The 22152-nt window shown below is 58.8% G+C and carries 19 protein-coding genes and 1 pseudogene; 12 read left to right on the top strand and 8 right to left on the bottom strand.

Annotated elements, in window-relative coordinates:
• Positions 1 to 24 precede the first annotated feature (24 nt).
• Together ACFVTJ_RS11320 and ACFVTJ_RS11315 are read left to right on the top strand one after the other, a co-directional pair.
• Positions 25 to 1596 carry an O-antigen ligase family protein gene (locus ACFVTJ_RS11320; RefSeq protein WP_386907351.1) on the top strand — a complete coding sequence of 524 codons (1572 nt, stop codon included), beginning with the start codon at positions 25 to 27 and terminating at the stop codon, positions 1594 to 1596.
• Positions 1597 to 1668: 72 nt separating this feature from the next.
• Positions 1669 to 2877, top strand: coding sequence for a glycosyltransferase family 4 protein (locus tag ACFVTJ_RS11315; protein WP_386907349.1), 1209 nt, complete (start codon positions 1669 to 1671; stop codon positions 2875 to 2877).
• 109 nt (positions 2878 to 2986) lie between these two features.
• On the opposite strand, the gene ACFVTJ_RS11310 is transcribed toward ACFVTJ_RS11315, so the two are convergent.
• Both ACFVTJ_RS11310 and ACFVTJ_RS11305 read right to left on the bottom strand, forming a co-directional pair.
• Positions 2987 to 4081 carry a glycosyltransferase family 4 protein gene (locus tag ACFVTJ_RS11310; protein ID WP_386907347.1) on the bottom strand — a complete coding sequence of 365 codons (1095 nt, stop codon included), beginning with the start codon at positions 4079 to 4081 and terminating at the stop codon, positions 2987 to 2989.
• 54 nt (positions 4082 to 4135) lie between these two features.
• Positions 4136 to 5284, bottom strand: coding sequence for a glycosyltransferase family 4 protein (locus ACFVTJ_RS11305; protein ID WP_386907346.1), 1149 nt, complete (start codon positions 5282 to 5284; stop codon positions 4136 to 4138).
• A 411-nt stretch (positions 5285 to 5695) separates the two neighbouring features.
• Here ACFVTJ_RS11305 and ACFVTJ_RS11300 point away from each other — a divergent pair.
• A pseudogene (locus ACFVTJ_RS11300) lies at positions 5696 to 7029 on the top strand (SGNH/GDSL hydrolase family protein).
• Positions 7030 to 7164: 135 nt separating this feature from the next.
• Positions 7165 to 8589, top strand: a complete 1425-nt coding sequence (locus tag ACFVTJ_RS11295) for an O-antigen ligase family protein (RefSeq protein ID WP_386907344.1) — start codon at positions 7165 to 7167, stop codon at positions 8587 to 8589.
• Between the two features lie 54 nt (positions 8590 to 8643).
• Here the strand turns inward: ACFVTJ_RS11295 and greA are convergent, their stop codons facing one another.
• Positions 8644 to 9126: a transcription elongation factor GreA gene (greA, locus tag ACFVTJ_RS11290; RefSeq protein ID WP_386907342.1), complete on the bottom strand. Its 483-nt coding sequence runs from the start codon at positions 9124 to 9126 to the stop codon at positions 8644 to 8646.
• Positions 9127 to 9397: 271 nt separating this feature from the next.
• Here greA and ACFVTJ_RS11285 point away from each other — a divergent pair, with 271 nt between their 5' ends.
• The gene (locus ACFVTJ_RS11285; protein WP_386907340.1) at positions 9398 to 10795 is read left to right on the top strand and encodes a family 16 glycosylhydrolase; all 1398 of its coding nucleotides are present in this window, start codon (positions 9398 to 9400) and stop codon (positions 10793 to 10795) included.
• A gap of 77 nt (positions 10796 to 10872) precedes the next feature.
• On the opposite strand, the gene ACFVTJ_RS11280 is transcribed toward ACFVTJ_RS11285, so the two are convergent.
• The 3 genes from ACFVTJ_RS11280 to ACFVTJ_RS11270 form a co-directional block, all read right to left on the bottom strand.
• Complete coding sequence (locus ACFVTJ_RS11280) at positions 10873 to 11793, bottom strand: TIM barrel protein (RefSeq protein WP_386907338.1); 921 nt, start codon at positions 11791 to 11793, stop codon at positions 10873 to 10875.
• Positions 11794 to 12246: 453 nt separating this feature from the next.
• Positions 12247 to 12588, bottom strand: coding sequence for a hypothetical protein (locus tag ACFVTJ_RS11275; protein ID WP_386907336.1), 342 nt, complete (start codon positions 12586 to 12588; stop codon positions 12247 to 12249).
• A gap of 155 nt (positions 12589 to 12743) precedes the next feature.
• Entirely contained in the window at positions 12744 to 13235 is a 492-nt protein-coding gene (locus ACFVTJ_RS11270; RefSeq protein ID WP_386908027.1) for a hypothetical protein, read from the bottom strand.
• Positions 13236 to 13407: 172 nt separating this feature from the next.
• Here ACFVTJ_RS11270 and ACFVTJ_RS11265 point away from each other — a divergent pair, with 172 nt between their 5' ends.
• The 7 genes from ACFVTJ_RS11265 to ACFVTJ_RS11235 all read left to right on the top strand — a co-directional run bounded on the left by ACFVTJ_RS11265 (position 13408) and on the right by ACFVTJ_RS11235 (position 19779).
• The gene (locus tag ACFVTJ_RS11265; protein ID WP_386907334.1) at positions 13408 to 15360 is read left to right on the top strand and encodes a BTAD domain-containing putative transcriptional regulator; all 1953 of its coding nucleotides are present in this window, start codon (positions 13408 to 13410) and stop codon (positions 15358 to 15360) included.
• A gap of 8 nt (positions 15361 to 15368) precedes the next feature.
• On the top strand, positions 15369 to 15797 hold the full coding sequence (locus ACFVTJ_RS11260; RefSeq protein ID WP_386907333.1) for a hypothetical protein: 429 nt from the start codon (positions 15369 to 15371) through the stop codon (positions 15795 to 15797).
• Positions 15798 to 15834: 37 nt separating this feature from the next.
• Positions 15835 to 17028: a YcaO-like family protein gene (locus ACFVTJ_RS11255; protein WP_386907331.1), complete on the top strand. Its 1194-nt coding sequence runs from the start codon at positions 15835 to 15837 to the stop codon at positions 17026 to 17028.
• Positions 17028 to 17741: a TfuA-like protein gene (locus ACFVTJ_RS11250; protein ID WP_386907329.1), complete on the top strand. Its 714-nt coding sequence runs from the start codon at positions 17028 to 17030 to the stop codon at positions 17739 to 17741. The genes ACFVTJ_RS11255 and ACFVTJ_RS11250 overlap by 1 nt, the downstream gene beginning before the upstream one ends.
• A complete protein-coding gene (locus ACFVTJ_RS11245) occupies positions 17738 to 18886 on the top strand; it encodes a hypothetical protein (RefSeq protein WP_386907327.1) in 1149 nt (382 codons plus the stop codon). The genes ACFVTJ_RS11250 and ACFVTJ_RS11245 overlap by 4 nt, the downstream gene beginning before the upstream one ends.
• Positions 18887 to 19013: 127 nt before the next feature.
• Entirely contained in the window at positions 19014 to 19451 is a 438-nt protein-coding gene (locus tag ACFVTJ_RS11240; protein ID WP_386907325.1) for a helix-turn-helix domain-containing protein, read from the top strand.
• A 94-nt stretch (positions 19452 to 19545) separates the two neighbouring features.
• Positions 19546 to 19779, top strand: coding sequence for a hypothetical protein (locus ACFVTJ_RS11235; protein ID WP_013761765.1), 234 nt, complete (start codon positions 19546 to 19548; stop codon positions 19777 to 19779).
• A gap of 200 nt (positions 19780 to 19979) precedes the next feature.
• Here the strand turns inward: ACFVTJ_RS11235 and ACFVTJ_RS11230 are convergent, their stop codons facing one another.
• Together ACFVTJ_RS11230 and ACFVTJ_RS11225 are read right to left on the bottom strand one after the other, a co-directional pair.
• Complete coding sequence (locus tag ACFVTJ_RS11230) at positions 19980 to 20762, bottom strand: ATP-binding cassette domain-containing protein (protein ID WP_013761766.1); 783 nt, start codon at positions 20760 to 20762, stop codon at positions 19980 to 19982.
• Between the two features lie 18 nt (positions 20763 to 20780).
• Positions 20781 to 22094: a sugar ABC transporter permease gene (locus ACFVTJ_RS11225; RefSeq protein WP_386907322.1), complete on the bottom strand. Its 1314-nt coding sequence runs from the start codon at positions 22092 to 22094 to the stop codon at positions 20781 to 20783.
• Between the last annotated feature and the right edge of the window lie 58 nt (positions 22095 to 22152).

Raw genomic sequence — 22152 nt, 5'->3', positions numbered from 1 at the left:
AAACGTACAGATAAAGCCGCCAGAATGTCGCTTAACGAAGCTCGATCAGAACCACTCTTCTCCTCTCAGCCTCAGCCGATGGCATTTCAAAACTATGCCCGGCCGGTCGCGATCGTCGCATTCTGGGCCATTTTCCTGCTCACGTTGCTCAACCAAGGGGCGACGGATATCGAAAGCCGTATCGTCGTCACGGCTGCCATCTATCTGCTGCTGGTGCCGGCCATCCTTCTTTTCGGGCCGCCCAAGGCCGGCGCAGGTAAGGTGCTTGTTGCCGCCTGTTTTTTATTGGGTGCGCTCATCGTGCAGATAGTGCTGCAATCATCGCCCACACCAGCAATCGCGCGTCCCAACCCGGCCTGGTCCACCGCCGCCATGTTCACGCAGATTGCTCCGGTCGCAACAATCTCACTCACGCCTGCGGATGACTGGCTCGGCCTCATGAGTGCCGCCCTGCCCTTCGGCGCCTTCATGACCGGTCTCGTAATTTTCGACACAGATGAACGCGCGGCAAGAACCCTGCGATGGTTCGCAATTGCCGGCGGTTGGCTGGCGCTGTTTTCAATCGTGCAGTTTGCGCTTTTTCCCGATGCTCTCGGCTTCATCCAGAAGCGCTTCTATCTCGGCAGCCTGACCGGTCTCTTCGTCAACCGCAATACCGCCGCGACCTTCTTCGGCCTCATCCTTCTCACACTCGCCATGCTGCTGCAAAAGAGCCTTGTCGCACCTGACTGGGGAATGGTGAAGGCACTCGTCGCCAATCGCCTGACTGTGCCCGCCGATCAGAAAAAACTCATCCGCAAGGCGGCCTTCATCGGCGTGCTCGCCGGCTTCTCTTTCATCGCATTGATGCTGACCGGATCGCGTGCGGGCATTGCCTCAAGCCTTGCCGCGCTGATTTTCCTGATCCTTCTTACCGTCTTCAATTCCGCTCCGAGAACTGGTCGTAACAGCGCCTCCAGCCGGCGCAGGCAGCGCGGGTCGAGACGCCGTGCCGCACTCATGATCGCCGTCGCCATCGCCCTGTTTGCACTTTTTGCCAATCGGGTGGCACTGCGTATGGAAACCCGCTTGGAAGACGATATGCGGTTTTGCTACATGCCCGGCATCGGGCGCGCCATCACCGACAATTGGCCGCTGGGATCAGGTCTTTCGAGCTTCGCCCAAATCTATGCCCCCTATCACGCCGCGCGATGTGGCGTGGACGCCGTTGTCACCCATGCTCACAATGTCTATGCCGAGGGCCTGTTGACGCTTGGTGCCGCCTTCCCTTTCTACCTGGCTTTTTTCCTGCTTGTTCAACTGACAATTTTCATTCGTGGAGCCCGCAAGCGCCGGAATTATCGTTATGCATCTCATCTCGGCCTTGCGGCGCTGCTGCTTGTCCTGCTGCATTCGACGCTAGATTTTTCGCTGCAGATCCCGGGTTTCGCCATGGCTTACGCCGTTTTTCTCGCACCCGTCGTCACGCTTTGCCTGAACCCGCCCGGCACGGAACGGGAGGGACGCAAAAGGCAGAAGCAATCGTCAGCGGAAACAGCAATGGTACCGCCGCGCCATTCAGGCGGGACAAGGGAAACCATGCTTCGTTTGCCATGACCCGTGTCGGCAAGGGACGGCGAATCCAACTGGCAGCCGCCATTTTAGAACAATAAGCGCAGGATTTTGAGCATGCGGATATTGCAAATAACCTCGCTATTTTCTCCGGACAGGGTGGGCGGCGCGGAAATATTCGTGGAAGATCTTGCGCGCGGGCTTTCCGATAAAGGTCACACCGTCGCGGTGGCCGCCATATCCCGTAAACAACAGGTGCCGCCGGAGCAACGTGATGGTTTCGCCATTCATCGGCTCGGGCATACCACGCCGTTCTTCATCGGCGACTGGGGACAACAACCGGAATGGAAGCGGAAATATTACAAAATTGCAGTGCAACTGGATCCACGCCTCGTTCGCCGGCTTGCGGCTGTCATCGATGAGTTCCGGCCGGATGTGGTCAATACCCACTCTCTGTCGGAACTGACACCATTGATATGGCCGATGATCCGCAAGCGTGGCATTCCCCTCGTCCATTCGCTGCATGATTTCACCAGCATGTGCACCAATGGCTCGCTGTTTCATGACGGACATATCTGTGATGGCAGCGGCAAAAAATGCCGTGCCTTTTCTTATCTCCACCGCCGTTGCCAATCTGCGGTCGACGCCGTCGCCGGCGTTGGTCGCGATATCGTCGAGCGCCATGTGCGGGCCGGGTTTTTCACCCATGTGCCCGAGAGCCGCCGCACCGTTATCTGGAATGCCATTTCACCGCCGGATTCGCCAAAACCCCGCATTCCCCCCACACCCGGAGCGCCGCTGGTCTTCGGTTATCTGGGACGTATCGAAGCGGCGAAGGGAGCGGACCTGCTGATCGAGGCTTTACGGTTCCTGCCTTCGCAGGGTTGGCGGCTGGTCATGGCGGGCCGTGCGCCCGAAGGTATCGAAGCCTATCAGCAAAAGGCAGCCGGCCTTCCGGTCGAGTTTCCAGGTTATGTCGAGGCCGACAATTTCTTCGCCGGCATCGACTGCCTCATTGTACCGCCTCTGTGGCCGGAAGCTTTCGGCCGCACCGTTGCCGAAGCCATTCTGCGCGGCGTACCGGTCATCGGCGCCAATCTCGCAGGTGTCGCCGAACAGATCGGCTCGGAGAGAGGGGAGGGCCTCTTCGCACCCGGCAATCCCGCAGAACTCGCAGCACGCATGACGGAGGCGATGCGCGATCCCGCCATGCTCACGGAAACGCCTGAAACGCTGGAGCGAATTCGTCAGGGCGTCGCGCCCGAGGCGGTCGTCGCGGCTTATGAAAAGCTTTATGCTGACGTGGGCGCTGGTGTTGAAGCATAGACCACGTGCCGGGCTGGGAAACCGCCTCTTCCACCTCAACCAGAACCGGTTTTCCCCAATAGGAACTAGAAGATAGGGAAACCGTGCTTGGAGCGTCTGCCGCTAGTCGTCAGGCCTCGGCGTGAAAAAGCCGCGCATAGCTTTCCGCAGCTTTCTGCCACGAATATAATTTGCGGTTTTCGTAACCCGCCTGGCGAAGCCTCCCTGCCAATTGGGGATTTTCCAAAACTCGCTCGAGGGCTTCGACGAGGCTTTGGGCATCGGCTGGATCAAACGTCAACGCCCCCTCACCGGCGATCTCCGGCGTGGCGGAGCGATTGGAGCACACGACCGGGCATCCAAGCTGCTGCGCCTCCAGCACGGGCAGGCAGAACCCTTCATAGGTGGAGGGAACACAAAGGCAGGCCGCATTGCGGTAAAGCCCGACCAGTTGGCTGTCGTCTATACCTGAAAGCCGGATCAGCCGGGCCTTCAGCTCCCCATCATCCAGCATGCCGGCGATTTCCTCCGCCTCGTCACGACCCACATGCACGATATGCAGGTCCGGCCATTTTTTGCCGATCATGGCGAAGGCTTTGCCGAGGAGAGCGAAATTCTTGTTGGACGTCGCATTTCCGACCGCCAGTATATAGCGTCCGGCAACGGGCGACACCGTGTCAACGGCTTGGGTATCGACACTCAGAGTGCTGTCGGAATGAATGGTCAGGCTTTTGCCGGCAGCGGCGGGATAGAACCGCGCCAGATCCTTCCGCGTTGCCTCGGATACGCAAATGACCCGGTTCGAGCCAGCCATCATCAGCCTGAAGATGAAATCGGTCGTCAGGGTCGCCCGCCGGCCGATCTGCTCCGGAATAGTTTTGAAATAGAGATCGTGAACCAGGGTGAGGCGTCGTTTGCCGCCGAGAGGACTTCCAAACGGATCAACGTTAAACAGCACATCGATGTGGTGCCGGCGGCACAGCACAGGCAGCATCGCGGCCTGACGCACCACATCAAAAACCATGATGCGCGGCCGTGGCGTCTCCATCAGTTCCAGCCGGCTGCCGCGCAGGCTTTCCGGCAGTTGCTCCCTCGTCCATGGCGAACGCAGAATATAATCGTCGCCCGTCTGCTCCAGCAATCGTTCCAAAAGGCTGAAGGTCACCCGGGCCACACCGGAGGCCTTACCGCCATATTGGCTCGGCATGTTTACGAGAATGCGCATTCTGGCCCTTCCGCCTGCCGGCATTGCCTGGTTCCTGTCAATCACCGGGCGTACTCAAGCCGCCTCTGTCAGCAGCGCGGAGACGGATCGGCAGGTCTCCTCCAGCGAGAAACGGTCACTCACATCCTCGCGGCCCCTTTGTCCCAGCCTTTGCGCCAGAGAAGGGTCAGACAGGATCGAGCCGAGCGCCACGGCCAGAGCCGATGCATCTCCCGGGGGCACGAGAAGGCCCGTTTCTCCATCACGAATGATTTCGGTAACGCCGCCACCGCGCGTGGCGACGACCGGTCGCCCACACATCATCGCCTCGACCACCACCCGGCCAAAGGGTTCGGCAACGATTGAGGTATGTGCAACCGCATCCATCGACGCCATCAGTTCTGGTACATCCGAACGGAAGCCAAGGAAGCGGACGCGATCATCAAGCCCGAGAAGCGATGCCTGTTCGCGGATGCGCGCCTCGTAAGCCTCCTGTCCGAAAAGGGCACCACCAACGATCACGCCCTGCACACCCTCCATCGCGGCAATAGCATCCAGAAACACATGCTGCCCTTTCCATTCGCTCAAACGGCCAAACAGGCCGACAAGCGGCTGCGGGCCAAGGCCAAGCTCTGCCCGCAGCCGTGCAGCCGTGCCGGGATCATGAGGTTTTGCCTTTGCAGGATCGAAGCCGTTGTAGACGATGCGAACCTTATCCGCCTCGCCGCCAGCTTCGATGAAGGCCCGGCCCGTTTCCTGCGAATTGACTGCCACCAGCCGGGCGAAAAGGCGTGCGAAGGCCAGCGAAGCCCGGCGGTTGGTGGCGCTGAATGCCGGATCGGTGACGATGTCATGCAATATCCAGACGAGCGGCCGGCGACTGAGCTTCGCAGCGAGCGCACAGACAAAAAGCGCCTTTTGCGAATTGGCGCAGATCACGTCATAATGTCTCGCTTCCCGGCTCAATTGCCAGGCGACGGCCATCACGTCAGCTGCTCCGCGTGCCAGCATGCCGAACGAGGAATTCCGGCGGATGGACAGCATTTTCCCTCCGGCCGACAACATGACAGGCGGCCGCCCCGCCTTTGCCAGATCGTCTGCGGCAGCACCACCACTGAGAAAACAGGCACGCCAGGAATGCGGTCCAGCCTTGACCAGGTCCGTCAGGAAAAGTTCGGCGCCGCCCTTCTCTCCGGTATGGCTGACAAAAAGAGCTGAGGTCATCGCTGCCCCCCTTCCGGATACAGCCGCGGGCGGGGACGCTGCCCGTGATTGCGGGAATGAACAGCCACGCCGAGACAGGAAGACACCCATCGGGAAACGAGGACAATATTTTCGACGAAAATCGCACAAAAATGCGGGTCGCTAGATAAAAACACCAGCATTCAGACCTTTATTCAAACTAAAATTCAATAATTATAAGCATGAAGAAAAATATTCTATTTTTAACTTCCAAAGGAAGCGCAATAAAACTTGGTTGCGCTCAATTTTTTGTACTCTTTGCCGTTTCGCTGCCTGTGTCTTTCCCCGCCCTTCGAGACCGGATTATCCTGAGGCCAGACCAGGAGAACGAACGATGACACCGCGCAAAAACAACTTATGCATATATACGGCAAGAACGGAAGAGGTGGCGGCATGATCGGCGTGACGCTCGGTATCCGCCCCCGGAACATGGCTGACACCGGCCTTTCCGTGTCGGCACTTTCTCCTTTGCGCGCCCTCCTGACGGCCGGTCGGAACGCCACGATCTTCGTGAACGGCGACAGCACCGCCCATGCCGATGCCGGGCCCTTTCAGCAATTTGCGGTGATGCTCGGCGATCTGCACGATGCGAAGGTGGTGTCATACCGCTGGGCGGAATGGGAAACAAATGCCGCCACCGGGCCGAAGGCCTATGCGGACGCCGTCACTCTGCGGAATGGCAAGGGAGCAACGCTCACGCTCTATCTCGCAACGCTGCCCGGTGGCATGGCGGGGTATATGCTGGCAGAGCAGCGCGCAGCAGCGCTGAAAATTCCCCGTCCCGATCTGTGCATCATGCATCATGGTCACAATATGCAGACCTTCGAAATGCCGGGAGGTATTCTCAGTTCCGGGCGGGCCAGCCTGCTCGGTCCGCTGGGCATGGCGGAATGGCAATGGCCGGGCGCACCACAACTCATCACCACGCAGAACCCATGGCGCGACGGGACGAGTTACGACAAGGTCTATCAGGCAATCCTCGATCTGGCCCGAACACACCCGAATCTCACGCTCGTGGATACCCACGCCGCATTTCTGGCGAAAGGAAAGGACGCCGCCCTCTACAGGGACAATATCCACCCAAACGATACAGGCTCCCGGCTTGTTGCCAGGACCCTGCTCGATGCCTATCTGGCTTCGGCACCCAATAGCGTCTTTGAGACCCCTTGCTGGCCAAAAATTCCTGCCACCAATCTCATCGGCAATGGCGATTTCACCGACTGGTCAGGCTTCATTCCGACCGGTTGGAGTGTGACCGCGCCGGGCTCGGCCATCAAGACCACGGAGGTCGTCTTTTCTTCATCCTTCACCAGCAGCCTTGCCCTCTATGCAAATGGCAACCAGGCAGCCGGCCTCACACGTTATTTCCGCAACTCGGAGGCGGCAGCCTTGATCGGCAGGACGATTTCTTTCGCCGTGCTTACAAGAACAACGAAAAGCAGCGTCTCCCCTATATTACGCTGGTCGTCAAAAGCGGTAGCTCAGTCCGCACGATCGTTTGCTCCGCTCTGCAATTCGGTGGCGCTAACATCTCCGGCAACAGCGGCTGGATGTGGGCCGTTGCAAATGAAATCCCTGTCGACGCTGATATTAGCCCCTCCGGATATAATTTCTACATGAGGATTCTTCCCGCATTCGGCACCAGCGCCCCCGCCTCGAATGAACCCGTTCACATTCAGCGGGTCATTGCCGTCGAAGGAGACTTGCCGAGAGGCAATCTGATCTGATGAAGACCCCGATAAAATTATCTTGCGTCGCGCCGTCATCAAGCCCACTAATGATCGCATATTATATTTATTGCCGCGCGGCAGCGCTGTCCTTACGGGACCGTCGATATCTGCCAACAAAAATAAAGGCCGCCAATGAAAAGACGAGCAAATCACACGGCATCGCAGCAGCCTGCGCTACCGGGTTTTGTTTTGGCAATGCCGCTCTACCCTCCAAAAACAGTCAATATTCCCGGCGTTTTTCTCGCAATATTCGTTTTTGCCATCGGCTTCTTCATTCAATGTAATGTGCTGACCAGCAATATTGGCCTACGTTTCCTCAACATCACCGACATGCTGGTGCTGATGACGCTACCCCTCATCGCGCTGCTCTACATTCGCTGCCTGACGCCCTCAATCGTCCTGCTTTACCTGCTGCCATTGACCATCCTCTTTGCCCTCACCGCTCTCTTTGCCGACGCGAGGGGCGATGGCGAATTTTATACGACGGCAATGACCTATTTTTACGCGGTCTATTTTCTGTTCTTTGCCTATATGCTGTTCAAGGAAAACCTCCTCGAACTGTTCTGCTGGGGCATATTCGCCGGCTTCATAGCGGTGACGATCCTGCTCTTCCTTGATATCGTCATCCATGACCAGCTTGCCTCCCTGGGATTGTCATTCATGTTCGATGAGGCTAGCGTTCTGGAGCTTGCGGCAAAAGGCGAAATAACCCCGCTGCTTTTGCGCGTCGAAAAGGCAGGCGGCATCTGGCCCGTGGGAAACACGGCTGGACCAGCCTTTGCGCTGGCCGGAGCCGCGGCTGCCTATGTTGCCGAACGGCAAAGGCGGCCCGCGCTGTTTGCCGTGTTTCTGCTCATATATCTGGCGAGCTTCACGCTCACACTCAATCGCTCGGGCGTGTTTGCCGTTCTCGCCATCGGACTTTATTTCTACGTCCGGAATTTTTCGATCAAGATGCTGCTCAGCACCTATTTCGGCTTTGCATTATGCGCTCTTGTCATCGCCGCTATTCTGCCGCTCGGCGCTTTCGATTTTGCGCAAGAGGTTTTTTCGAAACGATTTCTTGAGGACAGCAATAGCAGCAACAACCTGCATGAGCGGTGGGAAACGATCACCGGCGGTTTTCAGGTCATGTTCCAGCACCCTTTGGGCATTGGATTTTCCGCGCGATATCAGGAGCTTGCGCGCATCGCGAAGATCGGCACGCCCCATAACGGCTTCATGGCCACCGCCTACGCTTCCGGCCTGGGATTTTGCATCATGAGCGCCTTTGCGCTGTTTTATGTGATTTTCCGGAAACGCAAGATCGGCTTTTTCGTCTATTCGGCAATCGGGATCGTCATCGGCTATCAGTTCGAAGAGCTGAATTTCAACCCCGTCTTCATGGCCCATGTGGGACTTGGCCTCGCTTATGCCGCCATAGATCTGGACTTCAGGCTTTTCCTTAAAAACACGATGATGCGGATGCTGGGAATGACAGATGACGTTCGCCACCAGCAGGAAGCAGGCGGCATCGGCAGTCCGGGTCTCAGCCCCTTGTTGTCGGACAGCAGATAAAGGTGAAGAGGCCCCCACTGTTAACGGCCTTTTTTGTTCAGTCCAGCTTTTGCCTCACGCGACTTCGATGATTTCGATCTCCTTGCCGGCGAGGTTCACCACATCACCGGCCGCTTTTCCCATCAACGCCCTTGCGACCGGAGAGACATAAGACATCGTTCCCGCAGCAGGATCGGCCTCATCCTCGCCGACGATACGGAACTGTTGCGTTCGACCGTCATCGCGACTGAAGGTCACCAGGCTGCCGAAAGCAACAACGCCGTCCGCCGGCGGATCAGGCATCAGTTGTGCCGTTCGCATCCGCTCTGCGAAATATCGCATGTCCCGCAGGGGACCGGCGGAGAGGCGTCGTCTTCCATTGATGTCTTCAATGGCATTGGCTGTCTCTAAGGCTTCACGCGCCAGCTGCAACTGCTGTTCCAGCGCCTTCAACCCGGCCTGCGTCACCAGATTGAGATGAGGCGAGATCACCCGATCCGGCAGAACGGTTTCGGCTGCGGTTTCCGCACTGTCTTCCTTGGTAAAGGCTACGCTCAATCCTGACACTCCACTGCCGAGAGCCACTCGGGCATCTCCAATCCAATCTTGCCATGGTCCACGGGGGCACGGCAAGACCACGCCGCGCCGGTTCAAAAACGGGCATTTAACAGGGGAAGCCGGGCGATGACAACGCCCCCGCTCAACAGCTCGATGCAACCAAAAGGAAACATACCCCTCACAATTCGGCCTAACGAGAGGCTTTTTGCCCTGTTAGAGTGTGCAGCAGGGAGGAGTGAGTACACCAACGCGAACGGACAGGAGACGGTTCATGGCCCGCACAGTAGTGAATGCGCTTGGAGACACACTCTATTACAGTGGCAGTTCCACCGGATTTTTCTCCGCCACGGGTTCCGGCCCCCTGCTCAGCGGCACCGCCGGCAATGATTCCATGTGGGGCGACAGTTCCGTGAACGTGACGATGGCCGGCGGCACGGGCGACGATATTTATTACCTTTATTCCAGCATCAATCGTGCCGTCGAAAATGCGGGAGAAGGCATCGACACCATCGACACCTGGATGAGCTACACCCTGCCCGAGAACTTCGAGAACCTGCGGGTAACGGGCGACGGGCGATACGCCTTTGGTAATTCACTCGACAATATCATCACCGGCGGATCGGGCAGCCAGACGATAGACGGTGGGGCCGGTAACGATGTGTTGATCGGTGGCGGCGGTGCAGATACCTTCGTTTTCACGAGCGGCAACGGCACCGATCTCATCATGGATTTCAGCGCCAATGACACGATCCGTCTCAATGGTTACGGCGTCACTTCTTTCGATCAGCTTGTCGGCAATGCCACGCAGCAGGGTAACGACCTCTGGCTCAACTTTTCGAATGGCGAAGCCGTCGTTCTTGCCGGAACGACCGTGGACGATCTTCACGCCGATCAGTTCGAACTCAGCCTCGACCGATCATCATTTACCCAGACCTTTGCCGATGAATTCGACGCGCTATCGCTGCGCAGCGGCAGTGAGGGCACCTGGGATGCCAAATATTGGTGGGCACCGGAAAAGGGAAGCTCGCTGACGACCAATGGTGAGGCGCAATGGTACATCAATCCCGCTTATGCCGGCACGACGCAGGTCAATCCCTTCAGCGTTCAAAATGGCGTCCTGACCATCACCGCCGCGGAAACCGCACAGTCGATCGCCGATGAAGTCGAGGGTTACGACTATACGTCCGGCATGCTGAACACCTATTCCTCCTTCAGCCAGACCTATGGTTATTTTGAAATCCGCGCGGATATGCCGACAGACCGGGGCGCCTGGCCGGCCTTCTGGCTGCTGCCGGAAAACGGATCCTGGCCGCCGGAACTCGATGTCATCGAAATGCGTGGGCAAAATCCCAACACGCTCATCATGTCCACCCATTCCAACGCCACCGGCGAGCAGACATCGGTCATCAACAATGTCAGCGTACCGAGCACGGACGGGTTTCACACTTACGGTGTCTTGTGGGATGCCGAACACATCACCTGGTATTTCGACGATGTCGCCGTTGCCCAGACAGACACGCCTGACGACATGCATGACCCGATGTATATGGTCGTCAATCTGGCGGTCGGCGGAACGGCGGGAACGCCATCGGCCAGCGACTTCAGTGACGGCTCGCAGATGATGATCGATTACATCAGAGCCTATTCGCTCTCCGACTGGGCGGCATGAATGAAACACCGGCAATCGTTTTTGACTGCCGGTGTTTTATATATCGGTCCGTCGCGACTAGGCCTTGTTGCGGCGTATCATTCAGCCGCGAGCTGGGGTTGGTTGCGTGCGGCATTCAGCGACATCAGATGCCGCGCCGTTTCGAGGCTTGCCGGTTGCTCGGCGCGGTAACGGCGGCCGATTTCCATCATCAGCACGGTGTCCGGCAGGAAGGTGAGTTCCGAGAAGATGTCCTGCCAGTCGATATCGCCCCAGCCGAGCGGCATATGCAGATCGCCAATGCCAAGCGCCGTGCTTTCCTGCGGGAAATAGGGCTCATAAAAGCCCTGCGGGCGGCCGAAAGAATCGTGCACATGCAGATGGCCGGCAACCGGCGCCATGGCGCGGAGTTGGGCGCGGAAGTCGAGGCCACGATAGGTGGATTCGAGATAGGCATGGCTGAAATCGATCAGCGCCACGACGTTGTCGTGACCGAGAGCTTTTACTGTCGCGGCCACCTCACTGGGCGTCTGGCGATATTGGCCGGGTTCGGTGGAGAAAATGTTTTCAAGGGCGATGCGCACGCCATAGGGCTTGCAGAATTCAGCCAGTTCGAAAAGCGCTTCCCGCTCGCGGGCATCGGCATCGGCCCGCTCGGCAATCTGGTCGGCGCGCAGCGCACCGCTATGCTGAACGAGAATTCCCGCACCGATACGGTCGCAGAGAACGGCAAGCGCCTTAGCGGCATCGATCTGGTAGCGGCACGTTACCGGATCCATGAAATTTGAAGAGACGAGACCGTGCACGGTGTAGCGGAAGTCGAACTGCGTCACAAGCGACACGAAACGGTCGGCGCGCTCCTGGATAATCCGGCCACCTGCGATCATGTCGAGGCTTGTTGCGGCGATTTCCACGGTGTCGCAGCCGATATCGGCAAGCGCGCGCAGATCGCTTTCGAGTGTAGCCAGTTCGCCGTCATCCGAGCCAGCATTGAAGCCGGTACCTATAAGATTGCTCACGTCGTCATCTCCAGGGCTTAAAAAGTCATAAGGGGCCGTGCGGCCACGCAATGCGTCGTGCCGCAGGAAAGCGGGTCCGGCCGGTCGGTCCTGACGTCGTCTATGCCGACCGACACGATGTCGTAAAAAAGTCCACGGTCGCCGCCGCCTCGGTGGATGGCGGCTGGAACATGGTAGTCGGTTTGCTTGGAAACCGATCATTCAATTAAGTTTCTTCATTTACAGCTTTATGACATTTCCGGGCGCATTGAGCGGTCTCCCTGGTTGGAGACGCAGCGCCATCAGGAAAAAGCACGCAGGAGGAGTGTTGGGAAAGGCTGAACGGGTTGTTCAGCAAATGGCGGTCCTGCGACCGCGGGCTCTGTAAATCTGGAACAATCAGAAGCCCACGCGGCATGTCGGCCATGGTTTGGTGTCGGCGGAGCGTAGACGGCGATCTTCAGGCGAGAAGTGTCAACCGAGATTATTGACCATGAAATAGATCAGCCAGCAATGTGCAATCGCCAATATCGCCCACGCCCATTTTGCGATCCTGATGTCAGTGTCGACAACCCTGTTGCGACCCTCGGCCCTGCCCGGCGCGAGCGCCGCAGCCAGATCATCCTGGGCGGATGATGGCAGCGGTGTCAGGGAAATCGGCTCACCGACAACGTGGAACCTTTCGCTGCGCGGCAGCGCACGCGGCGCATCGTCAACGCACTCCGCATCGGAAATCGCACTGTCACCGGAAGCACAGCCCACCGCTATAAGCTGCGGTGATATCCCCCTGTTACGCACATTACCTCTATTGGGCATCATAATGTTCCACACAATAAAAATAAGAATATTCCGGTGATTCCCGGTAAAATCGCGCCTTATCGGACATTCAACGATATGCCTTGGCCCCCGCCGCGCCCATCGCCCTTATTTCTCCACGCCCTGCGCCCCTTCGAGGCCAGGCGTGCCTACGATCAGGGAGCCGGGTTGCCCGGCAGGCCCCGCCCGCCCGCGTAAGGTTTTGCCTCGCGCTGGATCAGGAAGACGGACTTTTCCACCGGCAGCGGCTCGATCGTCCGATAACGCTGAAACCGCCTGGAATATTCAAACCGGATGAGCCTGTCGTCGAACTTTCCCGCCAGAACGCGATAGCCGTTGACGAATTCATTCAGGATTTCCAGGTCTTCTCCCCACACCCAGCCGCCGTAGGACGTCCCTTCATTCGACCGCAGCACGATCTCGAAAAAATGCCCGCCTGCCACCAGCGGCATGCGAAAAAGAATATCGAGATTATCCTCGTCTTCCTCATCGCCTTTTTCCACCGACAGCCTGGCATGGGCGACCTTCGCGTGAACAAGTGCCGAAACCGGATAAAAAGGCCGGCCTTTGAACCACATGAATTCACTGACCGCATAACCGACATCGTCGGCACGCTGGTAAGGTTCGATACGCGGCTCGAACGCCATATAGCTTCCGTTGAACGCGATCACTGTCGAAAGTTCCCGATGCCTGCCAGCCGCATATCCGCTGTTTTCCGCCCGTCATTCATTCTTCTGTTCCTGACAATAGGCAGGCCGCGTCACACCAGCGTCAAATGGAACGCTATGATGACTTTCAATTTTCCGAGCACGTTGTTAGATGATGTTCCATGAGGGGATGAACGTGGCTGGAAACGCTGAACTGATACCGATCCGGCTATTTGGCACCCCGCGCTGCGAAGCGGTGCGGGACGCATTTTTTCCGTCCAAGGGATTTGCCCTCACCGCCGCCCTGATCCTTGCCCCGAACCAGTCGCTTTCCCGCCAGCACGCCGCATCGCTGCTGTGGGAAAATGTCGAGCAGAAACGAGCGCTTGGCAACTTGCGGCAGCTCATTCTGCGCCTGCAGAAACTTCCCAATGAAGATGACGCCATCCTCCTGACCGAAGGGAACGATCTGAAGGCCGGAGCGCTGGCACAGCGCACCGATCTTGCCATCTTCCTGGCTGGCGCAAGAGCCGAAGACCCGATGCGGCGGCTTAATGCCCTGCTCGAATTCGGCGGTGATCTGCTGGAGGGTCTGGAGGCCGGGCAGGATCATCTCTACCTGTGGCTGCTTTCGGAGCGTCGTCGCCTTAAGGACCTGTTCTTTTCAAGCTATACCCAGCTGCTGGAGGAATTGACCCGGTTTGGGCGTGCGAGTTCCAACGACATCGCCAGACTGGCAGAATGCGCCTGCAAGATCGAGCCGGAGCGCGAGGAAACCTACCGCGCCGCGATGGCAGCCTATGCGCGAATAGGCAATATCAGCGCCTGCGAAGGCATGTATCAGCTTCTGATGGAACAGCTTCGTCAGGAGGCCCGCTCGCCGGAAGCGGAAACCGTGGCCCTGAAACGGCGGATACAGAGCCTTGCCGCAACGATAACCGGCCCGGCTGAGCCGGAAGAGGGCAGCCGCCGAAAAACATTGGCAAAACCGCGTGTTGCATTCATTCGACCGGCCCGGATAGACGGGCAGCCGGTCCCAACGGTCATGCATGCCTTCGTTGAAGACGTTGCCAACAGCCTTGTCCGATACCGCACCTTCACCGTGCTTTCGCCGCACAGCACCTTTGCGCTTGCCCATGACCGGGTAGACGACAGCTACGCCATGCTGCGGGCGGATTACCGCATCATCTCAACTGTCTTCGACGACGCTCGCATGTCGGTTGCCCTGATCGAGGATGCGAGCGGTGAAATCGTCTGGTCGCTGGAGGCGGTGCTGACCGAGCGGCATATCCACGCCGCCTTCCGGCTGCTCTCCAAACAGGTGGCGGCGGCACTTGCCCGTGAAATCGAGCGGCTGCAGGTGGAACCCGACCGCAACCACAGCGGCGAAGCCTACCGGCAATTGCTGGATGGCCAGCAGCTTCTGCGTGGCAAATGCGACCTGCCGCTTCTCAGGAGAGCCCGCTCCCTATTCCGCAAGGCGGTCGATCTCGACCACAGCCTGGCGGTCGCCCGCGCCCGGGTGGCGCAGAGCCTGCAGCTGGAATGGCTGATGCTGGGCGGCAATGATCCCCACCTGCTGCACCGCGCCAAGGCTGAGGCCGATGCCTCCGTCGAGATCGATCCGGCGCTTGGCGTCGGGCACTGGATGTGTGCCGTCGTGGCGCTCTATCAGCGGGATTTCGACATATCCGCCGAAAAATTCTTCGAGGCGGAGGCACTGGCACCCAACTCCGCCGATCTGCTTCTCCAGCACGCCGATGCGCTTGCGCATTTTGGCGACGCGGAAATCGCCTGGGACAAGTTTCAGCAGGCCATCGATCTCAACCCGCTGGCCCCTGATATCTATTGGTGGGCCGGCGCCAGTATCGCCTTCAAACGTCAGGATTACGGCACGGCGGTGGAACTGTGCGGACGGATGGAGAATGACGAACCGGCGCTGCGCGTTCTGACCGCAAGCCAGGCATTACATGGCGATTTAGCCGCCGCCCGCGAAAGCGGCAGCAGGCTTCAGGAAAACTATCCGGGCATGACGGCGAGGGAGATCAGCAGCCTGTCTCCAGACCGCGACCCGGTAGCGAATGAACGATTCTATCACGCACTTCGATTAGCTGGGATCAAATAGGAGATATTATGTCCTCGCATTTCTTCATTGTCGGAAAAAAGGGTTTCGGCGTTCTTTTCATTCGCACGGCACCGCTTCGGGTCGCGTCGGTCTCGCATGAGACGATTGCTGCTTATGAGGCGAGCCATCCGGGCGTGGACGGTTATGCCCGCGTGGCGGCGGCTGCAAAATCGATGCTCGTTCGTCAGGATGGCGCGTCCGAGACAGAGCTTGACCAGGTACAAATCCAGGGCATCGAGGCCCTCGTTTCCGGTGGCGCCGTGGTTTCCGAAGCCGATTTCGCCTTCATCGGTGAAGTCGTCGATGCCGGCTGGGACTTTAACCGCATGGTGCAGGCGCCGATCGAAGCGGCCTTGAAGGCTGTCGGCCCGGCGGGTTCCGTCACCGGCGAACTGTTCGACGCCATCCTTGCCGACGACAGCAACACGGCACGCTGATGGCGACCCTCGTGCCTTGACCGGTGTCGATGCTCCCATGTCAGCGACAGCGGCTCCAGGGCATGCAGACGCCTCATTCTTCGATCCCGGACTGCTTCGGCGGTTCGGGATTACCCGTGTCGGCGATGTGACCGGCCTCGACATTATCGGTATCCCGGTCTGGTTTGCCACCCGACCCAATTCACGCGGCCTCTCCGTATCGCAGGGCAAGGGGCTTGTTGCCGAACAGGCCCGGCTGTCGGCGATCATGGAGGCGATCGAAGGCGCGGTTGCCGAAGAAACCCGTGGGCATGTTGCCGCTTTCGGCTCCATAGAGGAGATGCGGAACAGAGGCGTTGCGCTCATTCCCTTCGAAAGCGTCGGCCGGGTCGATCCGGACGCTCTCGATCTGCGCAAGGAGCGCGCCTGGGTGAAGGGAACATCCATTCGACGGCAGCAGGAGGTCTTTGCCCCTTACGAACTCATCGGCATGGATTTCCGTGTAGACTTCCCATGGGACCGGCGGGCCTTCCGCATGAGTTCGCAGGGGCTCGCGGCCGGTTTTGACCATGACCATGCGGTTCTCCATGCCCTGCTCGAACTCATTGAGAACGACGCTAGCTTTCTCGTTGATGCCTTCGAAACGCGCGCGATCGCGCCGCAACCGTTTCTGCTCCCGGCAGGAATAGACCCGGCCCTGGATGATCTCGTTCAACATCTTTCGACTATCGGCCTGCCGCCCTCTTTCCTCGACCTGACGAATGCGCTTGGTGTGCCGGTGGTGATGGCAAGCCTGCCCCGCTCGCTTCAGGCTGCAGACGGGCCGGCGACCCGCAGCGCCGCGGGTGCCGCCTGCCGCCTGAGCGCCCCTGCCGCGGCGATGGCCGCGCTGCTGGAGGCAATCCAGTCACGGCTGACCGACATCAGCGGCGCAAGGGACGATCTCTCGCCGCTGCGCTACCAACGCGACCTGTTCACATCGCGCCCCGCCTCCGACGCGCGACCGCTGCGGCGGATGCCAGCCAATCCCGGTTTTCCAGAAAGCGATGCATCTCTTCCGTCATGGCGCCAGTTGGCAGAACATCTCTTCGCCCGCGGTATCGAGGATATCCATGTCTTTCCGCTGGAAACGAAGGTCTCCGGCCTGCATGTCATCAGGGTTCTGGCAAGCGGTCTGGCACCGGCCGGCGGTGGCCTGCAACACATCTCGCCGCGCACGCTCGATCACCTGCTGAATCTCGGAGGTTTTTGATGAAGCCGGTGGTTTTTGCAGGCCCGTCCATCCACGGCATCGCAGATGAACATCTCTCCGGCCTCGATTGTCGCGCACCGGCGGCCCGCGGCGATATTCTCGATACGGTGCGTCAAGGTGCGCGGACAATCGGGCTGATCGACGGTCTCTACGGCGATTGCGCGGCTGTGTGGCACAAGGAAATCCTGTTTGCTTTATCAAACGGCATTGCCGTTTTCGGCGGCGCCAGCATGGGTGCTCTAAGGGCGGCGGAATGTGAAGCCTTCGGCATGATCGGCATAGGCGACATCTTCGAGGCCTATCGCGACGGCCACCGCGTTTCCGATGCGGATGTGGCGGTAAGCCACGCGCCCGGTGAACTCGGCTATCGCCCGCTAACGATCGCGCTGGTCGATGCCGAGGCCACGCTCGCCGCATGCGGTGATGCAATTACCCCCGAGGAATACGACAAGCTGGCCTCTGCCGCCCGCACCCTGCATTTTACCCGCAGGACCTGGCGCGCTGTCGCCACTAATGCGGGTCTCAGCACCGCAACGGCTCATCTGCTCGCCGCCCACGCCATCTCCGCCAAACGAAACGATGCGACCAGACTTCTGTCAGTGCTCAAGAATGAGCCATTGCCATCTCCGGCACCGCAATCGTGGAAACTGCAAAACACCCTGTTTTTCGAGCAATTGACGGCGCGACAGATGGCTGTGGAAGACGCCCCATGATCGCCGCCAATCCTCTGCCGCTGGTGCCCGATTGCGGCGGTTTGATCCGCGTGATCGCGCTGGCGTTGCCGGCCGCCTTTTTTGTAGAAAGCGGGATGGACAACACCGTTTCACCGCTCCTCCCAATCGGCAACCTGCTCTTGGCCCTGCCTTCTGACATGATTGCCGTTATTGTGATCGACGGCACCTCTCATGCCTCGGCACGAAACTGGCTCGACGGCCTGCTAATCTCTTGCATCACCGAACTAGTTTCCCTTTCTGGATCCGAAAACATCCCGCATCCGTGGATACAGGACATGTTTCATGTGCGGACAAGGGATCGCGGACGCGGAGTTGGACCGGAACTTGTCCCTGCGGCGGGAAATATCGTCGGCTCTGGTCTGGCCGCGCATCTCGGCGCGGCAGTCACGCATGCGGATGTGACCCTGGCAGGAGGAAACCAGCTTGTCGGGCCGAATTTTCGGCTGATCGGCCACTCCAGCCTCGTGGATGATAGTGGGATCAGGCGGCCAGTGGCAGGCTCCGCAAATCGACGGCAAAAAATTCAGGCTCTCGACGGCAGAAGCGTGCACAGTTTCGGATATCGGCCGCAAGACCTCGACAATGCCCCTCTCGATCTTTTGGCAGTCCAGCTCGACCCGGCAGCACTCGAGGGAAAGACGCACCAATGCGGCTTCCATGTCGATCAGTTCGTTTCCGTCACCGGTCTCGAACGGAGTGGCCGTCCGCTCCTGCTCGTCGCCGACCCCGTCGCGCACAGCGGATGCAATGTCCGCGCCGCAACCGAGCTGAAACGAAAACTCGACGCTTCAGCCCTCTCGCTTGCACGGCAAGGTTTTGCGATTGAACGCAACCCCATTCCGGTGGCGCCCGCTATCGATAACAATAAATGCCTGCCCAGACTTTACAACAATGTCGTTCTTGAAAATGTCACACGTTCCGGTCAGAAACGACCATTCGTCTGGATTCCACATTTTGGCGATACCGAGACGCTTGAGGAGTTCGACGCGGTGAACCGGAAAATCTGGTGCGGGCTGGGCTTTCAGCCAATCGGTGTGGCCGGATGGAGCAACCTCTCGAGCCGCAACGGCGCATTGCGCTGTGCAATAAAGATCGTAGATCGTGATCCGGACACAAGATTATGAATGAAAAACCCTGGCGTTTTGTCAATAAAGGTTCACAATACCCGTGGAAATTGTATTGAATATGTACCTTCAACAATATTAATTGACAATCATCGAATTAAAGAACCTCACATAGGAGGAAGTTGTAATGCAAGCCAAACTACCCAGCCCGATCGATGTCCATGTGGGCGCGCAGATCAGAATGCGCCGCAAATCGCTCGGCATGAGTCAGAGTGCGCTGGCCGGGCGATTGGGTATCACCTTCCAGCAGGTCCAGAAGTACGAAAAAGGCGCCAACCGCGTCGGCGCGTCCCGTCTGCAGGCCATTGCGTCGATCCTCGGCGTTGAGGTCAGCTCTCTGTTCGCCAACGTCACCCCTGATGGCGGAGGCGCCAACCCTGCGCTCGGCACGATCAATGCCATGCAGACCTTCGTGGCCTCGAATGAAGGGTTTTCGCTCAACCAGGCCTTTTCACGCATCAAGAGCTCGGCCGTGCGCAGAAGCATCGTTGCCCTCGTGACATCACTCGCAGCGAGTGAAACGGCGGAAAATCCCGGCACGCCCACGGACAAAAGCGACGATTGACGCAGGTGTGACGCTCGCGTGACGCTCGATGTGGTCGAAAATGAACAACGCGAGATCAACGCGTTTTCATACTGTCGACTGTCGAGAGGGAATCATGGTGGCGTCTACCGCAGCAATACTTGAACAGGACAATGCAGACGAGATTCTGGCGCTTGGGCGGATGGTCTCCTATCTTTGCCAGCGCTCCAAATCTCTGGAACTGGGCATGTCGACCTATTTCCTGGAAATGGCATTGCTGTCGCTGGCCCAGGACATCAATCAGCATGGCTCGCTACCGGCCGGCGCAGAAATGAACGGCAGCGGTTTCGCACACGCCGAACTCCATTAAAACATCGCTTTTTAACGACCGCGTCTGCAATTGCGCAGAGCCGCAGACATTTTTCGTCTGCGGTTCCGGCTGGGCTGAAACACACCGGACGCATATATTTTTTAGTCAACTCCAGGAACTTTTGTTCCCAGCATTTGTCGAGGCCCGGTTTTTACCGGGCCTCGATTTATATTGGAAGTAAAGACGACGAACTCCTGTCGTCAGGCAACGACCGCGCCCGGACCCGCCACCGCACCCGGCGGCACCTTGCCCAGAATGATCATGCCGAGAACCTCGTCCTTGGTGACATCCTCGGTCCGCGCATGGCCAACCACCTTGCCGTTCTTCATGACGAAGACCCGGTCAGCCAGATCGAAGACATCGTGGATATCGTGGCTGATGAGGAAGATACCGATGCCCTGCCGTTTCAGCTCCTTGACGAGATCGCCCACCTGCGCCGTTTCCTGCGGCCCGAGTGCAGCCGTCGGCTCGTCCATGATGAGGATGCGGGCATCAAACAGAATGGCGCGGGCAATGGCGACGGACTGGCGCTGACCGCCCGAGAGCGCCTTTACCGGCTCCTTGAACCGCCGGAAATTGGGGTTGAGACGACCCATCACCTCACGGGCCGAGGCTTCCATGGCGACATCGTCAAGCGTGCCCCACTTCGTCTTCAGCTCGCGTCCGAGATAGAGATTGGCCGCCGCATCGACATTATCCGCCACCGCCAGCGTCTGGTAGATGGTTTCAATGCCGTATTTCTTCGCGTCGCGGGGATTTCGGATATCCGCATCCTCGCCATTGATGAGGATTTCGCCCCCATCCCGCCGGTATGCACCGGACAATATCTTGATGAGCGTCGATTTGCCTGCGCCGTTGTGGCCAAGAAGGGCGACCACCTCGCCGGGGAAAAGATCGACTGAGGCGTTTTCCACCGCATGGATACCGCCGAAGGAAATGGAAATATTGCGCATTTCCACGAGGGGCGTGACTTGTTCCGTCATTGGGGTTCTCCTCGGTTCTTACTTGGCGCGGGCGCGGTAGATGGTGTCGAGCCAGACGGCGACGACCAGGACCACACCGACGACGATGCGCTGGAAGGGCGTATCGATGCCCACGAGCACCATGCCGGATTGCAGCGATTGCATGACGAGCGCACCGAGCATCGCACCCGCTATTGTGCCGACGCCGCCGGCAAGCGAGGTGCCGCCGATGACCGCCGCCGCGATGGTATAAAGTTCGTCGAGTTCACCCTGGGCATTGGTGGCCGCATTGAGACGAGCCGTGGAGATTGCCGCCGCGATGGCGCAGAGAACGCCCATCAGCGTAAAAATCTTCACCGTGACCCAGCGGGTCTTGATGCCGGCGAGTTCCGCCGCTTCCGGGTTGCCGCCGATGGCGAAGACGTAGCGGCCAAAACGCAGCCGTGTCGCGATGAAGGTCATGACAGCACCGACGGCAAGCGCCATCAGCACCGGAATGGCAATGCCGTGCGGAATGAACAGGCCGCCGTCAGGCCAGGCAACGCCGTTAGCATCGGCATAGTTGCGGGCGATGTTGACCGGCCACGGGTAGCTGTTGACGACAGCCACGAAACCGACGACGACGAAGCAGCCGAGCGCAACCAGAAAATATTCCGCCCAAACCGGCCGCAGCGGAAAGCCGAAACGGCGGCGCTGATGGCGCGAATTCAGAATTGCCGCAACGATGGCGACGCAGGCGACAATGGCTGCAATCCAGCTCCATGTCGCGCCGATCGAACCACTGGTGCCGCCGCCCATCAGGCGGAAGGTAGAATCCATCGGTGCAACGGTGCGGCCACTGGTGACGAACCATGTTCCGCCACGCCATACCAGCAGACCGCCAAGCGTGACGATGAAAGACGGCACATTCAGGAAGGCGATGATCGAGCCTTGCAGCATGCCGATCGCGCCACCCACGAGAATGCCGACCAGAAGCGTGACGATCCATGTCGCCCAATGTTCGAAACCGAGTATCTGCGGCAGAATTTCCGCCTGCATGACACCCATGATCATGCCGGAAAAACCAAGGATCGACCCGACCGACAGGTCGATATTGCGGGTGACGATGACGAGGACCATGCCTGTCGCCATCACGGCGACGGACGCAGTCTGGACGGAGAGGTTCCAGAGATTTCTCGGCGTCAGGAAAAGCCCACCCGAGAGAATGTGAAACCCGATCCAGATCAGAAGAAGCGCGAAGACCATGCCGAGCAGCCGGGTATCAAGCTCGGTGGCATTGATGAAGCGCGAGATCGAGCCCGTCTTTTCCGTCTTGGGGGACGCTGTGGAATTGGATTGTGTCATGTCGGCCATGGACTGCCGGTCCTCCTTACATCTGGAAAGCGCCGCGCCACATGCCGTGGCGCGGCGC

The sequence above is a fragment of the Agrobacterium sp. NPDC058088 genome, assembly GCF_042885035.1.
Classification (GTDB): Bacteria; Pseudomonadota; Alphaproteobacteria; order Rhizobiales; family Rhizobiaceae; genus Agrobacterium.
The sequence above is the reverse complement of the archived record's forward strand: the minus strand, read 5'-3'. Positions and strand labels throughout refer to the sequence as shown.

Excerpts from the sequence above, each read along its gene's own strand:
- ACFVTJ_RS11225 (WP_386907322.1), bottom strand. The coding sequence starts at position 22,094 with ATGGCCGACATGACACAATCCAATTCCACAGCGTCCCCCAAGACGGAA.
- ACFVTJ_RS11245 (WP_386907327.1), top strand. The coding sequence starts at position 17,738 with ATGATCGCCGCCAATCCTCTGCCGCTGGTGCCCGATTGCGGCGGTTTG.
- ACFVTJ_RS11275 (WP_386907336.1), bottom strand. The coding sequence starts at position 12,588 with ATGCCCAATAGAGGTAATGTGCGTAACAGGGGGATATCACCGCAGCTT.
- ACFVTJ_RS11260 (WP_386907333.1), top strand. The coding sequence starts at position 15,369 with ATGTCCTCGCATTTCTTCATTGTCGGAAAAAAGGGTTTCGGCGTTCTT.
- ACFVTJ_RS11250 (WP_386907329.1), top strand. The coding sequence starts at position 17,028 with ATGAAGCCGGTGGTTTTTGCAGGCCCGTCCATCCACGGCATCGCAGAT.
- ACFVTJ_RS11285 (WP_386907340.1), top strand. The coding sequence starts at position 9,398 with ATGGCCCGCACAGTAGTGAATGCGCTTGGAGACACACTCTATTACAGT.
- ACFVTJ_RS11265 (WP_386907334.1), top strand. The coding sequence starts at position 13,408 with ATGATGTTCCATGAGGGGATGAACGTGGCTGGAAACGCTGAACTGATA.
- ACFVTJ_RS11230 (WP_013761766.1), bottom strand. The coding sequence starts at position 20,762 with ATGACGGAACAAGTCACGCCCCTCGTGGAAATGCGCAATATTTCCATT.
- ACFVTJ_RS11310 (WP_386907347.1), bottom strand. The coding sequence starts at position 4,081 with ATGCGCATTCTCGTAAACATGCCGAGCCAATATGGCGGTAAGGCCTCC.
- ACFVTJ_RS11255 (WP_386907331.1), top strand. The coding sequence starts at position 15,835 with ATGTCAGCGACAGCGGCTCCAGGGCATGCAGACGCCTCATTCTTCGAT.
- ACFVTJ_RS11270 (WP_386908027.1), bottom strand. The coding sequence starts at position 13,235 with ATGGCGTTCGAGCCGCGTATCGAACCTTACCAGCGTGCCGACGATGTC.
- ACFVTJ_RS11305 (WP_386907346.1), bottom strand. The coding sequence starts at position 5,284 with ATGACCTCAGCTCTTTTTGTCAGCCATACCGGAGAGAAGGGCGGCGCC.
- ACFVTJ_RS11240 (WP_386907325.1), top strand. The coding sequence starts at position 19,014 with ATGCAAGCCAAACTACCCAGCCCGATCGATGTCCATGTGGGCGCGCAG.
- ACFVTJ_RS11295 (WP_386907344.1), top strand. The coding sequence starts at position 7,165 with ATGAAAAGACGAGCAAATCACACGGCATCGCAGCAGCCTGCGCTACCG.
- ACFVTJ_RS11320 (WP_386907351.1), top strand. The coding sequence starts at position 25 with ATGTCGCTTAACGAAGCTCGATCAGAACCACTCTTCTCCTCTCAGCCT.
- ACFVTJ_RS11315 (WP_386907349.1), top strand. The coding sequence starts at position 1,669 with ATGCGGATATTGCAAATAACCTCGCTATTTTCTCCGGACAGGGTGGGC.
- ACFVTJ_RS11235 (WP_013761765.1), top strand. The coding sequence starts at position 19,546 with ATGGTGGCGTCTACCGCAGCAATACTTGAACAGGACAATGCAGACGAG.